The sequence below is a fragment of the Bradyrhizobium sp. BRP23 genome (assembly GCF_020194135.1).
In the GTDB taxonomy this organism is placed as follows: Bacteria; Pseudomonadota; Alphaproteobacteria; order Rhizobiales; family Xanthobacteraceae; genus Bradyrhizobium; species Bradyrhizobium yuanmingense.
Map to the genome: position 1 here is coordinate 137008 of NZ_JADYVW010000012.1, position 16089 is coordinate 153096.

Genomic DNA, 16089 nt, shown 5'->3' on the forward strand with positions numbered 1-16089 from the left:
GAAGAATTTGGCCGGATCGCGGCATTCAGGGAGAACAACGATGCGTGACGTCTTTATCTGCGATGCCGTGCGGACCCCGATCGGCCGTTTCGGCGGCTCGCTCGCCAAGGTGCGCGCCGACGATCTCGCCGCCGCCCCGATCAAGGCGCTGATGGCCAAGCACCCCAATCTCGATTGGGCACAGGTGGACGAGGTGTTCTTCGGCTGCGCCAACCAGGCCGGCGAGGACAATCGCAACGTCGCGCGCATGGCGCTGCTGCTGGCGGGCCTGCCGGATTCGGTTCCCGGCCAGACTCTGAACCGGCTCTGCGCCTCGGGCCTCGATGCGGTCGGCGCGGCGGGCCGCGCCATTCGTTCCGGCGAGATCGATCTCGCGATTGCCGGCGGCGTCGAATCGATGACCCGCGCGCCCTTCGTGATGGGCAAGGCGCAGGAAGCCTTCTCGCGCTCGGCCGAAATCTTCGACACCACGATCGGCTGGCGCTTCATCAATCCGCTGCTGAAGGCGCAGTATGGCGTCGATGCGATGCCGGAGACCGGCGAGAACGTCGCCGAGGAGTTCCAGGTCTCGCGCGCGGACCAGGACGCCTTCGCCATCCGCTCGCAGCAGCGCGCAGGCGCAGCGATCGCCGCCGGCTATTTCGCGGAAGAAATCACGCCCATCACCATTCCCGGCGGCAAGGCCGGCCCGATCACCATCGACAAGGACGAGCATCCGCGTCCTGAGACCACGCTGGAAGGTTTGGCAAAACTGAAGCCGATCGTGCGCAATCCCGGCACCGTCACGGCCGGCAACGCCTCCGGCGTCAATGACGGCGCCGCCGCCATGATCCTGGCCTCGGAAGCCGCGGTCAGGAAGCACGGCCTGACGCCCCGCGCCCGCATCCTCGGGCTCGCCTCGGCCGGCGTGCCGCCGCGGATCATGGGCATCGGCCCGGTGCCGGCGACCCGCAAGCTGATGGAACGGCTGGCTAAGAAGATCAGCGATTTCGACCTGATCGAGCTGAACGAAGCTTTCGCTTCGCAGGGCATCGCCTGCATGCGCCAGCTCGGCGTCGCCGATGACGCCGATTTCGTCAATCCGCATGGCGGCGCCATCGCGCTCGGCCATCCGCTCGGCATGAGCGGCGCCCGCCTCGCGCTCACTGCCGTGCACGGCATGGAGAAGCGCGGCGGCAAGCTCGCACTCGCCACCATGTGCGTCGGCGTCGGCCAGGGCGTCGCGGTTGCGATCGAGAAGCTGAATTGAACTCTCTCCTTCACCTCTCCCCGCTCTTCGCGGGGAGAGGCGAAGTGCCCGGGCTCGCGCATTTCTCTCGCGTTCCGGAAAGACAGGGAGAAAATAGCCTGTGATCATCGAGCGCGAGAAGGACGTCACGGCCGCGGCCCTGGCGGTAATGGAACGGACATCCGATCCGCGGCTGCGCGAGATCATGGTCTCCCTGGTCAAGCATTTGCACGCCTTCGTCCGCGATGTCAGGCTGACCGAGAAGGAGTTCCGCGACGCCGCGGCGATTGTGGCCGAGCTCGGCAAGCTGACCACCGACACGCATAACGAAGTCGTGCTGATGGCGGGGTCGCTCGGCGCCTCCTCGCTGGTGTGCCTGCTCAACAACGGCGATCAAGGCAATACGGAGACCGATCAATCATTGCTCGGGCCGTTCTGGCGGTTGAATTCGCCCCGGGTCGAGAATGGCGGATCGATCGTGCGCTCGGAGACACCGGGGGCCACGCTGTTCGTCAGCGGCCGCGTCGTCGATAAGGACGGCCGGCCGGTCGCCGGTGCCGAGGTCGATGTCTGGCACGCCTCGCCGGTCGGCCTCTACGAGAACCAGGACCCCGAGCAGGCCGACATGAATCTGCGCGGCAAGTTCACGACCGATTCTGACGGGCGCCTTTCCTTCCGCTCGGTGATGATGGTCGGCTATCCCATTCCGACCGACGGTGTCGTCGGCCGCCTGCTCGCGGCGCAGGCCCGCCACCCCTATCGTCCCGCGCATCTGCATGCCCTGATCTTCAAGCCGGGATTCAAGGTGCTGATCTCGCAGGTCTATGATCCCAGCGACCCCCATATCGACAGCGACGTGCAGTTCGGTGTGACGCAGGCGCTGATCGGCAAGTTCGTGCGCCACGATACGCCGCATCCGACGGCGAAGGACGCCTCGTTGCCTTGGTATTCGCTCGACCATACCTACCGGCTCGAGGCCGGAGAGGCCGTGCTTCCGCGTGCGCCGATCAGGTAGCAGCGGCCGGCTGCCATGCGCGGGAACGCCGCCAAACCGGCTTTCCCAAATTAGTTATATCCTATAATGATTGGCGGAAGAGTTGACTGGCCGGACCGAAAACGGCCGGGAGGAGTTCGCCAATGACATTCATCTATCCCACCGGCAGCAACGCGGCGCATCCGCTGCCGCTGTCGCCCGACTACAAGAGCTCGATCAAGCGCGCGCCGAACAAGCCCTTGATTCCGATGCCCCATACGCTGTCGGAGCTGACCGGGCCGGTATACGGCCACGAGACCGTGCGCGAGGGCGACAACGACCTCACCCGCCAGCACGCGGGCGAGCCGCTCGGCGAGCGCATCATCGTGCACGGCCATGTCCGCGACGAGGACGGCCGCGGCGTGCCGAACTCGCTCGTCGAGATCTGGCAGGCCAATTCCTGCGGCCGTTATGTCCACGTTCGTGATCAGCATCCGGCGCCGCTCGATCCGAATTTCACCGGCGCGGGCCGCACCGTGAGCGATGGGTCCGGCTATTATCGCTTCGTGACGATCAAGCCTGGCGCCTACCCTTGGGGCAATCATCATAACGCCTGGAGGCCTGCGCACATCCATCTGTCGGTATTCGGCCATTCCTTCGTCACGCGCCTCGTGACGCAGATGTATTTCCCGAACGATCCCTTGTTCCCGTTCGACCCGATCTTCAACTCGGTGCCGGACGAGAAGGCGCGAGCGCGGATGGTCTCGTCGTTCGACTTGGAGAATACCCAGCCCGAATGGGCGCTGTGTTACCGCTTCGACATCGTGCTGCGCGGCAAGGACGCCACCCCCATGGAGAACCATTAAGTGCAAGAGTCCGCGAAGCCCGACGGGATCACCCCATCGCAGACGGTCGGTCCGTTCTTCAAATACGGCCTGACGCCGACCGGCGAGTACGCCTGGAACGACGCGTTCACCAATTCGACGCTGACGCCCGATGTCACCGGCGACCGCATCCGCATCGAGGGCCGGGTGTTCGATGGCGACGGCGTGGCCGTCCCCGATTGCATGCTGGAGATCTGGCAGGCGGATGCGCAGGGCCGCTTCGCCGATCCCCAGGACAAGCGCGCGCTGCCGAATGCGAGCTTCCGCGGCTTTGCCCGCTGCGGCACCGACAAGGACGGCAACTATTCTTTCGAGACCATCAGGCCGGGCGCGGTGCCGGATCCTGAGGGCAAGCCGCAGGCGCCGCACATCCTGCTTGCGGTGTTTGGCCGCGGCATGCTCAGGCATCTCTACACCCGCATCTATTTCAGCGACGAGGCCGGCAACGCCGCCGATCCCGTGCTGGCGCTGGTGCCTGCCGACCGCCGCGCCACGATCACTGCGGTCCGCGAGGCCGGCAAACCGGTCTACCGGCTCGACCTGCACCTGCAGGGCGACAACGAGACGGTGTTCTTCGACGTATGAGGGCAGGGCGTGCCGGGGAGGCCTGCTCCTCGGCACACATATCTCATTCGGCGCATCGGAGCCGGTGCTGCGTTGCCGCATCAGACTCGAACGTTGGTTTGCGCGGTTGTGCGTCAGCCTCGCTGACTCAATACCGATGACTTGACGCCTAATCTCCGTATTCATGCGGGGTTCGTGAAATACAATTCCGGCGCGAATCAATCCCGTATTTACCGTAGTCGTCTAGGGTGGCCGCAGTTTCGACGCCGACCTGGATTGTTTCATGAAATTTCGTCTGTCCTTGTCCTCTGCGATCGTCGCGTTTGGCATCGTTCTCGCCATTGGTTTCGCCGCCGTTGTTTCGACCAGCCTGTACGCCCTAAAAGAGCTCAAGGTCGGCGGTCCGCTCTATTCCGACATCAAGCTCGGCAATGACCTCATTGCCGACATCCTGCCGCCGCCCGAATACATCATCGAAGCCTATCTCGAGGCGACGCTGGCCATGCGCGAGCCGGATCAGCTGGCGGCCCACGGCGAGCGTCTGGTCCAGCTGCGCAAGGACTACGACGAGCGCAAGGCGTTCTGGGTCTCCTCCAGCCTCTCGGCCGACCTCAAGACCGCGCTGGTGTCGAAATCCGATGCGGAGGTGCAGAAATTCTGGAAGGCGTCGGATCAGCTTCTGCCCGCCCTCAAGGCCAAGGACGCGGCGGCTTCCGAGCGCGTCTATGCGCAGCTCAAGGAGGCCTATACCGCGCATCGCGCCGTCATCGACAGCATCGTCGAGAGTGCTAACAAGCGGAATGCCGCCATGGAGAAGCTGGCCGCGGACCGCGACAGCGCGATGCTCTATATCCTCCTCGGCGTCTCCATCGCCGTCCTCGCCTTCGTTACCGCCGGCCTGCTGGGTGTTGCCCTCGGCGTGGTGCGCCCGATCGTGCGCATGACGGACACGATGCAGAAGCTCGCGACGGGCGATCTCGCCGCCGACATTCCGTTCGCGCAGCGCCAGGACGAGGTCGGCTCGATGGCGGGTGCGCTTGTGGTGTTCAAGCAGGCGGCGGTCGAGAACTCCCGTCTGCGCGAGGAGCAGTTGCGGCAGGAACAGGCGGCGGCGCTCGCCAAGCGCTCCGCCCTGCACCAGATGGCCGAAACGGTCGAGCGCGAGACCGGCCGCTCGGTCGATACCGCGACCGCGGCGACGCAGGGCGTGGAGCAAGCCGCCTCCGGCCTCTCTGAGATCGCAAAGTCGCTCTCTGCGCAGTCGCAGGCGGTGGCGGCGGCCTCGACCCAGGCGCTCGGCAGCTCGCAGGCCGTCTCCGCTGCGGCCGAAGAGTTGAGCGCCTCGATCCGCGAGATCACGAGCCAGGTCGCGCGGACCAGCACCGTCACCAAATCGGCCGTCGCCGGCCGCGAGCAGGCGCGTTCGACCATTCAGGCGCTGGCCGGATCGGTGAAGAAGATCGCGGAGGTCTCCGACCTCATCGGCGGCATCGCAGGCCAGACCAACCTCCTCGCGCTCAACGCGACGATCGAGGCGGCGCGCGCCGGCGAGGCCGGCCGCGGCTTCGCGGTGGTTGCCGCCGAAGTGAAATCGCTGTCCGACCAGACCGCCAAATCCACCGAGGAGATCGGGCGGCTGATTGCCGAGATCCAGGCCTCGACGCAGGCCGCGGTGGACGCCGTCGAGGCTATGGGAGGCCACATCATCGAGATCGACGGCGTGGCGACATCGGTCGCTGCCGCGATGGAACAGCAGGATGCCGCGACCCGGGAGATCACGCGTTCGATTTCCGAATCGGCCTCCGCCGCACAGGAGGTCTCGGCCAAGATCGGCGACGTCAGCCGCGATGCCGCCTCCGTCAACCAGCGCGCCGCGGATGTGAGGCAGGCGATCGCCGGGATGACGGCCAATCTCGATCAACTGCGCGCGATCGTCGTGCGGACGGTGCGCGACTCGACCGCCGCAGCCTGAGCCGGCGGCAGCCGCTGGTGCCCGGGCATGTGATCGTGCAGTATGACGCGGGACAGGGGCATCGTGGTTCATGACATCTCCACAATTGCCGGCGGTCGTTGAGCCCGCCCGACTGACGGCCGCGCTGCGCCGGGGCGGCGCGCTGGATGCAGGCGCCGTCCGCGAGGTGAAGGTGCTGCATCAGCGCGACACAGTGGTGTCGCATATCGTCAGGCTCGGGCTGCGCTATGTCGGCGAGTCCGCCGGTGCTCCGCAGTCGCTGATCCTCAAGACGCCCAATGCCGCTTTCGCCAAGCGCCTCGCCAATGGCGGCCGGCGCGAGGTGGGCTATTACACGCAGCTGGTGCCGCAGATGCCGCCGGGACTCGTGCCGCGCTGCTTTGATGGGCATTTCGACGAGGACAGCTTCGCCTGGCATCTGCTCCTGGAAGATCTCACCGACAGCCACGAGATCGCGACGGCCTGGCCGGTGCCGCCGTCGCGTGAGCAGACGTTCGCCATCGTCACGACGCTGGCGCGCTGGCATGCAGCCTGGTGGGACCATCCGAGCCTCGGCGAGACCCTCGGCACCTGGGCCAGCGTGGAGGACAGCGCGCAACGCATGGAGACGTTCGCGGGGCATTACGACCGCTTTGCCGATCTTCTCGGCGATCGCCTCAGCGAGGAACGGCGGATCCTCTATCGTCGGCTCATCGATCAGTCGGAGCGGCTGTCCCAGCGTTACCATTCACGCCGCCACCTCAGTATCACGCATGGCGATGCCCATGTCTGGAATTTCCTGCTGCCGCGCACGGGAATCGATGACACCGTGCGCATCTTCGATTTCGATCTTTGGAGCATCGACGTTCCGACCCACGATCTCGCCTACATGATGGCGATGCATTGGTATCCGGAACGCCGGCAGGCGCTCGAACGGCTGCTGCTCAATCTCTACCACGACACGCTGATCGAGAGCGGCATCACCGGCTATTCGCGCGGAGCGCTCGACCGCGACTATCGCTGGGCGGTGCTCTGGCAGATCACGCGGCCGGTCTGGCAGTGGAGCATCAACATCCCGCCGCTGATCTGGTGGAACAATCTGGAGCGGGCGTTTGCGGCCGTGGATGATTTGGGCTGCGAGGAGCTGTTGTAGCGCTGTTGTGTTCCGGACGCGGTGCAACGTGTAGCGCTGCGCTGCGTCCGGGGCCCGAGATCCGCTACTCCATCACCGCATGCTCCGGCCCCGCCGCCTGCTTGCGCAGCGTCGCCTTGGTCGAGCCGATCAGCAAAGCGAGCGGGATGGTGCAGAGGATGAAGAGCATCACCAGCTGGTAGTCGTGCGCGAAGGCGATGATCTGCGCCTGCACGTTGACCATTCTGTCGGCCATGGCGCGGCCGGTGTCGGTCGACAGATTGATGATGCCGCTGACGCCGGGCATCTGCAGCGCGTGGTTGAACGGGTTGATGTGCTCGGACAGGATCGCGTAGGTCCATCGCGTGCCTTGCGTCAATTGCGCGATGACGACGGAAATGCCGACCGAGCTCGCGACGTTGCGCATCAGGGTCAGCATCGCGGTGCCGTCGGTGCGCAGCTCGTTCGACAGTGTCAGGAACGCCACGGTCGAGAGCGGCACGAAGACGAGGCCGAAGCCAAAACCCTGGATGACGCTGACCGTGACGATCTCCGGCACCTGGGTCAGATCGGTCCAGCCCGTCATCTGGAACAGCGAGCCCGCCGTCAGCGTCAGGCCGCAGATGATCAGCGTGCGCGCCTCGATATAACGCATCATGCGGCCGACCAGCATCATGGCGAAGAAGGTGCCGATGCCGCGGGTCGCCAGCAGCAGGCCGGCGGTGATGATGGGATAGCCGATCACGTTCTGCATGTAGGGCGAGGCGAGTGCCATGGTCGAGAACAGGACGAGCCCCATCACGATCATGAACAGGCAGCCGGTGACGAAGTTGCGGTCCCGGAACAGGGCGAAGCGGATGAACGGGGTCGAGGTCGTGAAGGAATGCGCGAGGAAGAAGTAGAACGCGACGGCCGAGACGATGAACTCGGCGAGGATCTCGTTCGATTCCAGCCAGCCCAATTGCTCACCGCGGTCGAGCGCGAGCTGGAGCGCGCCGATCGCGACCGCCAGCGCGGCGAAGCCGAACCAGTCGAATTTGAGGCTGAAATCCTTCCTGGTCTCGTCCATGAAGACGACCAGCCCGAGCACGGTGATGATGCCGAACGGCAGGTTGACGAAGAACACCCAGTGCCAGGAATAGGTCTCGGTGAGCCAGGCTCCCAGCGACGGTCCCATGATCGGACCCATCATCACGCCCATGCCCCAGATCGCCATCGCCTTGGCGCGTTCCTGAAGCGTGTAATAGTCGAGCATGACCGATTGCGACAGCGGTACCAGCGCTGCGCCGAACACGCCCTGCAGCAGGCGGAACAGCACCATCTGGTTGATGTCCTGCGCGAGGCCGCACAGCACCGACGCCATGGTGAAGCCGGCCGAGCAGATGATGAAGATGCGCTTGCGGCCGAAGCGGTTGGCGATCCAGCCCACCGGCGCCGTCATGATCGCGGCGGCGACGATGTAGGAGGTCAGCACCCAGTTGATCTGGTCCTGCGAGGCCGACAGCGTGCCCTGCATGTAGGGCAGCGCGACGTTGGCGATGGTGGTGTCCAGCGCCTGCATGATGGTCGCGGTCATGGCGCAGATCGTCACCATGTTCCGGCGCAGGCCGGGGACCATCGGGCTGGCATGGGGGCCGGACATCGCGCCAGTCCTTGTCTTATTCTTTATCCTGGCCCGCGGTCGCGGACAGGCCGAGCAGGCCGGCAAGCGACCGCCGATGACCGGTGTCGATGGTGGCGTAGACGCTCATGCCGGCTTTCAGCTTCCGCACATATTTGTCGGTCTCGTCGAAATAGATGCGGATCGGCACGCGCTGCACCACCTTGACGAAATTGCCCATGGCGTTCTGCGGCGGCAGGATCGCGAATTGCGCGCCGGTGCCGGGCGAGAGCGAGCCGATCTTGCCCTTGAACACATGGTTCGGGAATGCGTCGACCTCGAGCGTGACGGACTGGCCTTCGGTGACATAGGTGAGGTCGCTCTCCTTCGGATTGGCGTCGACCCAGGGATGGGCGACGTCGATGATGGAGAACACCGGCGTGCCGGCGGGCACATAGCGGCCGAGCTGAATCTGCTCGACCTGCGTCGCCACTCCATCCATCGGCGCGCGCAGCACGGTGTGGTCGAGGTTGCGCTGCGCGTCATCCAGCTTGGCTTTTGCCTGAGCGTAGGGCGGGAATTGCTCGAGCGGCAGATCAGGGTTGCCGAGCAGCTGGGTCTTTGCGTTGGAGAGCTGCTGCTTGATGTACTGCGCCTGCGCCCCGGCGGTGACCAGTGCGTTGGAGGCGTTGTCGAGATCGAGCTGGGAGCCGAAATTGTTCTTCACCAGCGCCTGCTTGCGCTCGACGTCGCGCTGCTTCAGATCGATGCCCTGCTGGGCGAGGCCCAACATGTCGCCGTAGATCTTGATGTTGGCGACGAGGTTGTCATAGGTCGTGCGCGCCTGCGCGAGCTGCGCCTTGGTCTCCTCGACCGCGAGGCGGAAAGGAACCGGGTCGATCTCGAACAGTTCGTCGCCGCGCTTGACCGACTGGCCTTCCTTGACGATGACTTTCAGGATCTTGCCGGAGATGTCGGGTGTCACCAGCACCTTCTGTGCGCCGACATAGGCATCGTCGGTGCCGACATAGCGGCCCCCATGCAGATAGAAGGTGATGCCGCCGATGGCGACGATGACAGGCAGCACGACCAGGAGCAGGAAACGGCGATAGCGGCGCAGGCCCGCCAGCAGGCGGCGGCGCGGATCGGTGCCGGCCTTCTTGGTCGGCTTGCCGCTGTCGCTCTTCTGCTCGGGCTGCAACTTGACGACCTGATCAGCCATGGCGCTGCTCCTTGCGTGCTTGCTCCGCGCCGGATGCCTGGATCGCGGTTCGCACGTTTTCCTTGATGGTTTCGAGCTGGGTGAGGAGGCGGTGCGCGTCCGCCGGATTGATGCCGTCGAGCGCGTTCGCCGTCAGCTCCGACTTCAGGCCGCTCATGCGGCCGAGCAATTGCCGCCCGGCCTTCTTGAGGTACAGGCGCTTGACCCGGCGATCCGAAGCGTCGCTGCGGCGCTCGATCCAGTCGTTGTCGCAGAGCTTGTCGATCAGCCGTGTCAGCGTGATCGGCTGCATCTCCAGGAGCTCGGCGAGCTCGGACTGCTTCATGCCCTCGCTGCGCTCCACCTTGGCCAGCACCGCCCATTGCGCCCGGGTGATGCCGAAGCGCGAGGCCTCCTTGTCGGCATAGACGCGCAAGAGGCGATAGAGCTCACCGAGCGTGAACAGGAAATTCTGGTCGACCGACCCGCGGCTCATGAGCGTCGTCTCCAATAAGCTTGAATATTATAAGCAAGCTTATGATTAATTCACGGACCGGGGGCGCGGTGCTGTCCCGCGGGAGGAGCATGGCTGGCAGCCGGACGGCTCGTCGTGCTTTGGGTTCCCCCGCCGAAATGCTAGAAGACGGCGACATGAGCCTCGCAAAGCCGGCATTCCCCGCGCCCGACCATGATCACGGCCGCTGCACCGCGGACGCGCTTGCGCATGCCGAGGTGGTCTGCCAGCAGCGCGCGCAGAAATTCACGCCGATCCGCCGCCAGGTGCTGGGTGCCTTGCTCTCTAGCCACCGCCCGCTCGGCGCCTACGAAATCATCGACGAGCTTGCCAAGTCGATGGCGCGGCCGGCACCGATCACGATCTATCGTGCGCTCGACTTCCTGATGGCCAACGGCCTCGTGCATCGCATCGAAAGCCGCAACGCCTATCTCGCTTGCGCAGCCCACGACCACGATTCGACCTCCGCGGTGGCGTTCCTGATCTGCGAGCGCTGCGGCCTGGTCGGCGAGATCTCCTCGGCGTCCTTCGCCAAGGACCTCAACGCCGCCGCGCGCAGCTCAGGCTTCGCGCCAAAGCTGTCTGTGGTGGAGATCACGGGCGTCTGCACGCATTGTCAGAAAATGTCTTGAAGCAACAACGGCGCAAAGCCGGATTTTTGGGAAGAAATGTCCGCACCTCAAGCCATACCGTCCGCCGGCCGTCCCCTCAGTGCCGGCGCCATCGCCCTGATGCTCATGCTATGCCTGACCTGGGGATTCAACCAGATCGCGGTGAAGCTGGTGCTGCCGGACATTCCGCCGATGCTCCAGGCCACCATCCGCTCGATGGGCGCGCTGCCGGTGCTGTTCCTCATCGGCACCTTTCGAGGCGTCAAATTCTTCGAACGTGACGGCACCTGGAAGCCCGGCCTGATCGCCGGGCTGATGTTCGGCATCGAGTTCGTGTTGATCTTCCAGGGGCTGCACTTCACGTCTGCTTCTCGTGCGGTGGTGTTCCTCTACACCGCGCCGTTCTTCGTGGCGCTCGGCTCCTACCAGGTGCTCGGCGAGCGTCTCGGTGGCGCGCAATGGCTCGGCCTTGCCATCAGCTTTGCCGGCGTGGCGCTTGCGATCGGCGTGCCCCAGCCCAATGTCGATTCGCAGGTTCTGCTCGGCGATCTCATGATCGTCGGAGGCGCCGCGCTGTGGGCCGCGACGACGCTGGTTGCCAAGGGCACGCGGCTGCGCTTCGCCGCGCCCGAGAAGGCCCTGGGTTATCAGGTCGCGACCTCGATCCCGATCCTGGGGCTGGCGGCCTGGCTGTTCGGCGAATCCATCACCCACACTCCGTCGCCGCTGTCGCTCGGCCTGATGGCCTTCCAGGCGATCTGGGTGGTCGGAACCACGTTCACGCTTTGGTTCGCGCTGGTGAAGGCCTATTCGGCCAGCAAATTGTCCGCTTTTACCTTCATCACCCCTTTGTTTGGCGTGGTGGGTAGCTATTTCATCATGCACGACACCCTCAGCCTGACATTCGGGGCCGCAGCGGTCCTTGTAATTGCTGGGCTTTTTCTGGTTAACCGTCCCAGCCCATCAGCTGCGGCGCCGCGTGATGCATTGCTGAACGTCACCAAAACCTGATATTTGGACCGCCATGAACAAGCTCGAAAACCCTCTCGATTCAGACATTGCGGGCCCGGCGCCCCGGCATCGGACCACCCAGGTCAAGGTCGGCAACGTCACTGTGGGCGGCGGTGCGCCGATCGTCGTGCAGTCGATGACCAACACCGATACCGCCGATGTCGAAGGCACCATCGCCCAGGTCGCAGCGCTCGCGCTCGCCGGCTCCGAAATGGTCCGCATCACCGTGGACCGCGAGGAGGCCGCAGCCGCCGTTCCGTACATCCGCGACGGCCTCGCCAAGCGCGGCATCACCACGCCGCTGATCGGCGACTTCCACTATATCGGCCACAAGCTGCTCGCGGCCTATCCGGCCTGCGCCGAGGCCCTGGCCAAATACCGCATCAATCCCGGCAATGTCGGCTTCAAGGACAAGCGCGACACCCAGTTCGCCGACATCATCGAGATCGCGAACAAGAACAACAAGCCGGTGCGCATCGGCGCCAATTGGGGCTCGCTCGACCAGGAGCTTTTGACCAAGCTGATGGACGAGAACGCGGCCTCGCCCAATCCGCGCGACGTGCGCGCGGTGACGCGCGAGGCCATGGTGCAGTCGGCGCTGCTCTCGGCGGCGCGCGCCGAAGAGCTCGGCATGCCCAAGGACCGCATCATCCTCTCGGCAAAAGTCTCGGCGGTGCAGGACCTCATCGCGGTCTATCAGGATCTCGCGTCCCGTTCGGACTACGCCATCCATCTCGGTCTCACCGAGGCCGGCATGGGCTCCAAGGGCATCGTTGCGTCCTCGGCCGCGCTCGGCATCCTCTTGCAGCAGGGCATCGGCGACACCATCCGCATCTCGCTGACGCCCGAGCCCGGCGGCGACCGCACCCGCGAGGTGCAGGTCGGCCAGGAGCTCTTGCAGACCATGGGCTTCCGCACTTTCGTGCCGCTGGTTGCCGCCTGCCCAGGCTGCGGCCGCACCACCTCGACCACGTTCCAGGAGCTGGCCCGCTCGATCCAGGATTTCATCCGCGACGAGATGCCGACCTGGAAGACCAAATATCCCGGCGTGGAAGAGCTCAACGTCGCGGTGATGGGCTGCATCGTCAACGGCCCCGGCGAGTCCAAGCACGCCAATATCGGTATCTCGCTGCCCGGCACGGGCGAAGCGCCGGCCGCGCCCGTCTTCGTCGACGGCAAGAAGTTCCGCACGCTGCGCGGCCCGACCATCTCCGCCGACTTCAAGGCGCTGGTGATCGACTACATCGACCAGCGCTACGGCCAAGGCGCCAAGGTGCCGGCTCCTGCGGCAGAGTAGGCGCTCCTCAACATCGGAATCGTAGGGCGGGTTAGCACAGCCTAACCCGCTCTATTTTTTTGCGGGCGCGAGGTGGCGGGTTACGCTTCGCTAACCCGCCCTACGTTGCTACGATGGCTCCCAATCAAAAACGATCGGGAGACACGCCATGAGCTCACTCGCCGGCAAGCAGGGCCCGCGCTATCGTCACACCGCTGAAGACGGCGCGCCGTATGAGACCATCGCCGTCGAGAAGCTCACCCCCATCATCGGCGCGGAAATCTCCGGCGTTGATATCGGCAAGCTCGTCTCGGACGATGCCCGCTCCAACCGGCAGATGGACGAGATCCACCGCGCGCTCGCCGAGAATCTCGTCATCTTCTTCCGCGACCAGCACATCACACCGCAGCAGCATCTTGCCTTCGGTCGCAAGTTCGGCGAGCTGCATTTTCATCCCGCCGCCCCGCATGAGGACGAAGACCCCGCCTTGATGAAGATCTATGCGGACAAGAACTCGCCGCGCGCCAATGGCGAGGGCTGGCACTCCGACGTCTCCTGCGATCTCGAGCCGCCGATGGGCTCGATCCTCTACATCAAGCAATGCCCGCCGCGCGGCGGCGACACGCTGTTCGCCAACATGTACGCGGCCTATGAGGCGCTGTCGGAGCGCATGAAGGCCTATCTCGACGGCTTGACGGCGCTGCATGACGGCGAGCCGATCTATCGCGGCCTCTATGCCAATTATGGCGTTGCCGATCGTCCCTCCTATCCCCATGCCGAGCATCCCGTCGTGCGCACGCATCCGGTCACCGGCAAGAAGGCGCTCTACGTCAACCGCGGCTTCACCCGCCACATCAACGGCATCCCGCGCGACGAGAGCGATGCGATGCTCGCCTATCTCTACCAGCACGCCGAAAACCCGCTGTTCCAGTGCCGCTTCCGCTGGACCGAGAACGCCATCGCCTTCTGGGACAACCGCTGCACCCAGCACCGCGCGATGTGGGACTACTGGCCACACACACGCTCGGGCACGCGCGTGACGGTGAAGGGCGAGCGGCCGGTTTGATGGGGCCGGGCTCGGGAGAGCAACTTCGATCAGTCAGCTTCGCGCAAAAGGAAAGCCCCGGACGCGAGACCGGGGCTTCGTTTCTTGAAGAGCGGCCAATTCAGTACTTGGCGACGATCGGCCCACCGAAGCGGTAATTGACGCGGGCGGTGACGATGTCGACATCCTGACGGATCGTATCCCCGCGCGTGACCCCCGGAACGATCGACGAGCTAAAGGTGATGTCGCGATGGCCCATGAACAGGTGATCGTATTCGAGCGCCAGCGACCAGTTCGGCGCGAAACCGAATTCGATGCCGGTGCCTACGACGCCGCCCCAGCGGGTCTCGGTGGCGCGATCAAACACCAAGCCGATGCTGGTGATCACGCCCTCGTACTTGTCGCGGGTGACGGCGGCGCCGCCCTTCACGTACCAGAGAACGTTGTTCCAGCTGTAGCCGACCTGGCCGGTGAATAGGCCGAGCGCATCAACCTCGGAGCGGTTGGTGAAATTGCCGTAGAACAAGCTGGAATTGGAGCCGGTGAAGTCGGCCCAGTTGCCCTGCGCCTCAACACCGAACACCCAATTGGTGGCCTGCCAGCGATAGCCGATCTGACCACCGACGGTGGCGCCGCTCGCATTGTGGCAGCCTTCCCGGAAGGGCGGCGCAACGGTGAAGCCGGCATCGTTGTAGATATCCCAGCACTTGTCGGCCCAGCCACCACCGCCGTTGATGCCGACGTAGAAGCCGCTCCAGTCGTAGATGGGGGCGATTGCGGGTGCCTTGGTGTAGGGTCGGGCTGCAAGGTCAGCGGCCGAAGCAGCGCCTGTGAACAGCACCATCAGAGCGGCGGTTGCGAATGCGAGTTTCTTCATTTGACCCCGTAGACATTCAATGGACGATTCGAATTCAAACCCCGTCTAAATACCGGCTAGTTGCGCGTTCGTCCGTCGCTCCGCCGCAACAGTCGCCGACAATCTCCGCGAGCGTGGGAATCGCGCGATTGCCAGTGCCGCATCGCGCAACGACACGATCGTCATTTTCATTTAGTCTCAAATACTTAGTTGCCGACGCGATGGTCGGCCTGATCGCCCAAGACAGGGGGCGCCCTGGGGTCAGACCGCGCGTTGACGCTCGGACCTCCCTGCGTCAAGGTGATCAAAAGCAAAAAGCACCGCCGAAGGTCGCGTCATCCTTCGTCCCGAATGACTACAACTTCCTCACCGAAAGCGGTGCCGGCACCGGCATGCGTGAGCAGCAGCGGAGTAGCGCTTGAGGCACCTGCGGAGCGTCATCGTCGGGCTGGTCGCCTCGATCGTTCTGTCATCGCTTGCATTCGTCACGGCCAGCGAGGCTGCTATCGCGCGCAAGAGTGCGAGACATGGGCCGAAACCCTCACCTTCATTCAAGTGCGAGACGCCCAAATTCCGGATCGTCGTGGATGTCGGCCACACGCCGGACTCCTACGGTGCATTGAGCGCGCGCAACGATCCGGAGTTCGGCTTCAACTTCCGCCTCGCACGGCTCATCACGGCCAAGCTCAAGGCCGAGGGCTTTGCCGCAACCCGCCTGCTCGTCACCGACGGCAAGGCACGGCCGAGCCTGTTCAAGCGCGTCGGCGCTGCGAACGAAGGCCGCGCCGATCTGTTCCTGTCGGTCCATCATGATTCGGTGCCGGACAAGCTGCTCGAGACCTGGGAATTCGACGGCGCAAAGAGCTATTTCAGCGATCGTTTTTCCGGCCACTCGCTGTTCGTGTCGCGGCAGAATCCGCACTTCGCCACCAGCCTGATGCTGGCTCGCATGATCGGCCGGCAATTGAAGCAGCAGGGCCTGCACTATGCGAGCCAGTACACCTTGCCGGTGATGGGCCGCTACCGGCGCCAGCTGCTCGACAAGGATGTCGGCGTCTACCGCTATGACGGGCTGGTCGTGCTGTCGCGCACGCGGAGCGCCGCCGTGCTGCTCGAGGCCGGCTCGATCATCAATCGCGACGAGGAAATGGAGATGAACTCGCCGGAGCGACACGAGGCGGTCGCACAAGCCGTCGCGGCCGCAATGAGGGAGTTTTGCGAGAGACGGTAGTTGGCCCTGCCG

General features: G+C 64.7%; 15 protein-coding genes. 11 read left to right on the forward strand and 4 right to left on the reverse strand.

Annotation, left to right across the window (positions count from 1 at the left end):
- The first annotated feature begins 40 nt into the window (after positions 1–40).
- From pcaF to I6F24_RS28390, 6 genes are all read left to right on the forward strand, one after another.
- Positions 41–1249 carry a 3-oxoadipyl-CoA thiolase gene (gene pcaF, locus I6F24_RS28365; protein ID WP_036002283.1) on the forward strand — a complete coding sequence of 403 codons (1209 nt, stop codon included), beginning with the start codon at positions 41–43 and terminating at the stop codon, positions 1247–1249.
- Positions 1250–1349: 100 nt separating this feature from the next.
- The gene (locus I6F24_RS28370) at positions 1350–2243 is read left to right on the forward strand and encodes a dioxygenase (protein ID WP_225152319.1); all 894 of its coding nucleotides are present in this window, start codon (positions 1350–1352) and stop codon (positions 2241–2243) included.
- Positions 2244–2365: 122 nt separating this feature from the next.
- On the forward strand, positions 2366–3067 hold the full coding sequence (gene pcaH / locus I6F24_RS28375) for a protocatechuate 3,4-dioxygenase subunit beta (RefSeq protein WP_225152321.1): 702 nt from the start codon (positions 2366–2368) through the stop codon (positions 3065–3067).
- Positions 3068–3670 carry a protocatechuate 3,4-dioxygenase subunit alpha gene (gene pcaG, locus I6F24_RS28380; RefSeq protein ID WP_225152322.1) on the forward strand — a complete coding sequence of 201 codons (603 nt, stop codon included), beginning with the start codon at positions 3068–3070 and terminating at the stop codon, positions 3668–3670.
- 262 nt (positions 3671–3932) lie between these two features.
- Positions 3933–5621, forward strand: a complete 1689-nt coding sequence (locus I6F24_RS28385; RefSeq protein WP_225152324.1) for a methyl-accepting chemotaxis protein — start codon at positions 3933–3935, stop codon at positions 5619–5621.
- A gap of 70 nt (positions 5622–5691) precedes the next feature.
- Entirely contained in the window at positions 5692–6753 is a 1062-nt protein-coding gene (locus tag I6F24_RS28390; protein WP_036023951.1) for a phosphotransferase, read from the forward strand.
- A 64-nt stretch (positions 6754–6817) separates the two neighbouring features.
- Here I6F24_RS28390 and I6F24_RS28395 read toward each other — a convergent pair whose 3' ends face one another.
- Genes I6F24_RS28395 through I6F24_RS28405 form a run of 3 tightly spaced genes read right to left on the reverse strand, consistent with a single transcriptional unit; the run spans position 6818 to position 10029 of the window.
- Positions 6818–8374: an MDR family MFS transporter gene (locus tag I6F24_RS28395; RefSeq protein ID WP_036023949.1), complete on the reverse strand. Its 1557-nt coding sequence runs from the start codon at positions 8372–8374 to the stop codon at positions 6818–6820.
- 16 nt (positions 8375–8390) lie between these two features.
- Entirely contained in the window at positions 8391–9554 is a 1164-nt protein-coding gene (locus tag I6F24_RS28400; RefSeq protein ID WP_036023947.1) for an HlyD family secretion protein, read from the reverse strand.
- Positions 9547–10029: a MarR family transcriptional regulator gene (locus I6F24_RS28405; RefSeq protein WP_036002289.1), complete on the reverse strand. Its 483-nt coding sequence runs from the start codon at positions 10027–10029 to the stop codon at positions 9547–9549. The genes I6F24_RS28400 and I6F24_RS28405 overlap by 8 nt, the downstream gene beginning before the upstream one ends.
- Before the next feature lie 155 nt (positions 10030–10184).
- Between I6F24_RS28405 and I6F24_RS28410 the strand changes: the two genes are divergently transcribed.
- The 4 genes from I6F24_RS28410 to I6F24_RS28425 all read left to right on the forward strand — a co-directional run bounded on the left by I6F24_RS28410 (position 10185) and on the right by I6F24_RS28425 (position 14011).
- Complete coding sequence (locus I6F24_RS28410) at positions 10185–10679, forward strand: transcriptional repressor (RefSeq protein ID WP_036002259.1); 495 nt, start codon at positions 10185–10187, stop codon at positions 10677–10679.
- 36 nt (positions 10680–10715) lie between these two features.
- Positions 10716–11669 (forward strand): DMT family transporter, encoded by a 954-nt coding sequence (locus I6F24_RS28415; RefSeq protein WP_036002256.1) that lies wholly within the window; start codon positions 10716–10718, stop codon positions 11667–11669.
- Positions 11670–11682: 13 nt separating this feature from the next.
- Positions 11683–12966, forward strand: a complete 1284-nt coding sequence (gene ispG / locus I6F24_RS28420; protein ID WP_036023944.1) for a flavodoxin-dependent (E)-4-hydroxy-3-methylbut-2-enyl-diphosphate synthase — start codon at positions 11683–11685, stop codon at positions 12964–12966.
- A 148-nt stretch (positions 12967–13114) separates the two neighbouring features.
- On the forward strand, positions 13115–14011 hold the full coding sequence (locus I6F24_RS28425; RefSeq protein WP_225152326.1) for a TauD/TfdA family dioxygenase: 897 nt from the start codon (positions 13115–13117) through the stop codon (positions 14009–14011).
- 100 nt (positions 14012–14111) lie between these two features.
- Here the strand turns inward: I6F24_RS28425 and I6F24_RS28430 are convergent, their stop codons facing one another.
- Entirely contained in the window at positions 14112–14867 is a 756-nt protein-coding gene (locus I6F24_RS28430) for an outer membrane beta-barrel protein (RefSeq protein ID WP_225152328.1), read from the reverse strand.
- Between the two features lie 406 nt (positions 14868–15273).
- Here I6F24_RS28430 and I6F24_RS28435 point away from each other — a divergent pair, with 406 nt between their 5' ends.
- Positions 15274–16077: an N-acetylmuramoyl-L-alanine amidase gene (locus I6F24_RS28435; protein WP_225152381.1), complete on the forward strand. Its 804-nt coding sequence runs from the start codon at positions 15274–15276 to the stop codon at positions 16075–16077.
- Positions 16078–16089: the final 12 nt, after the last annotated feature.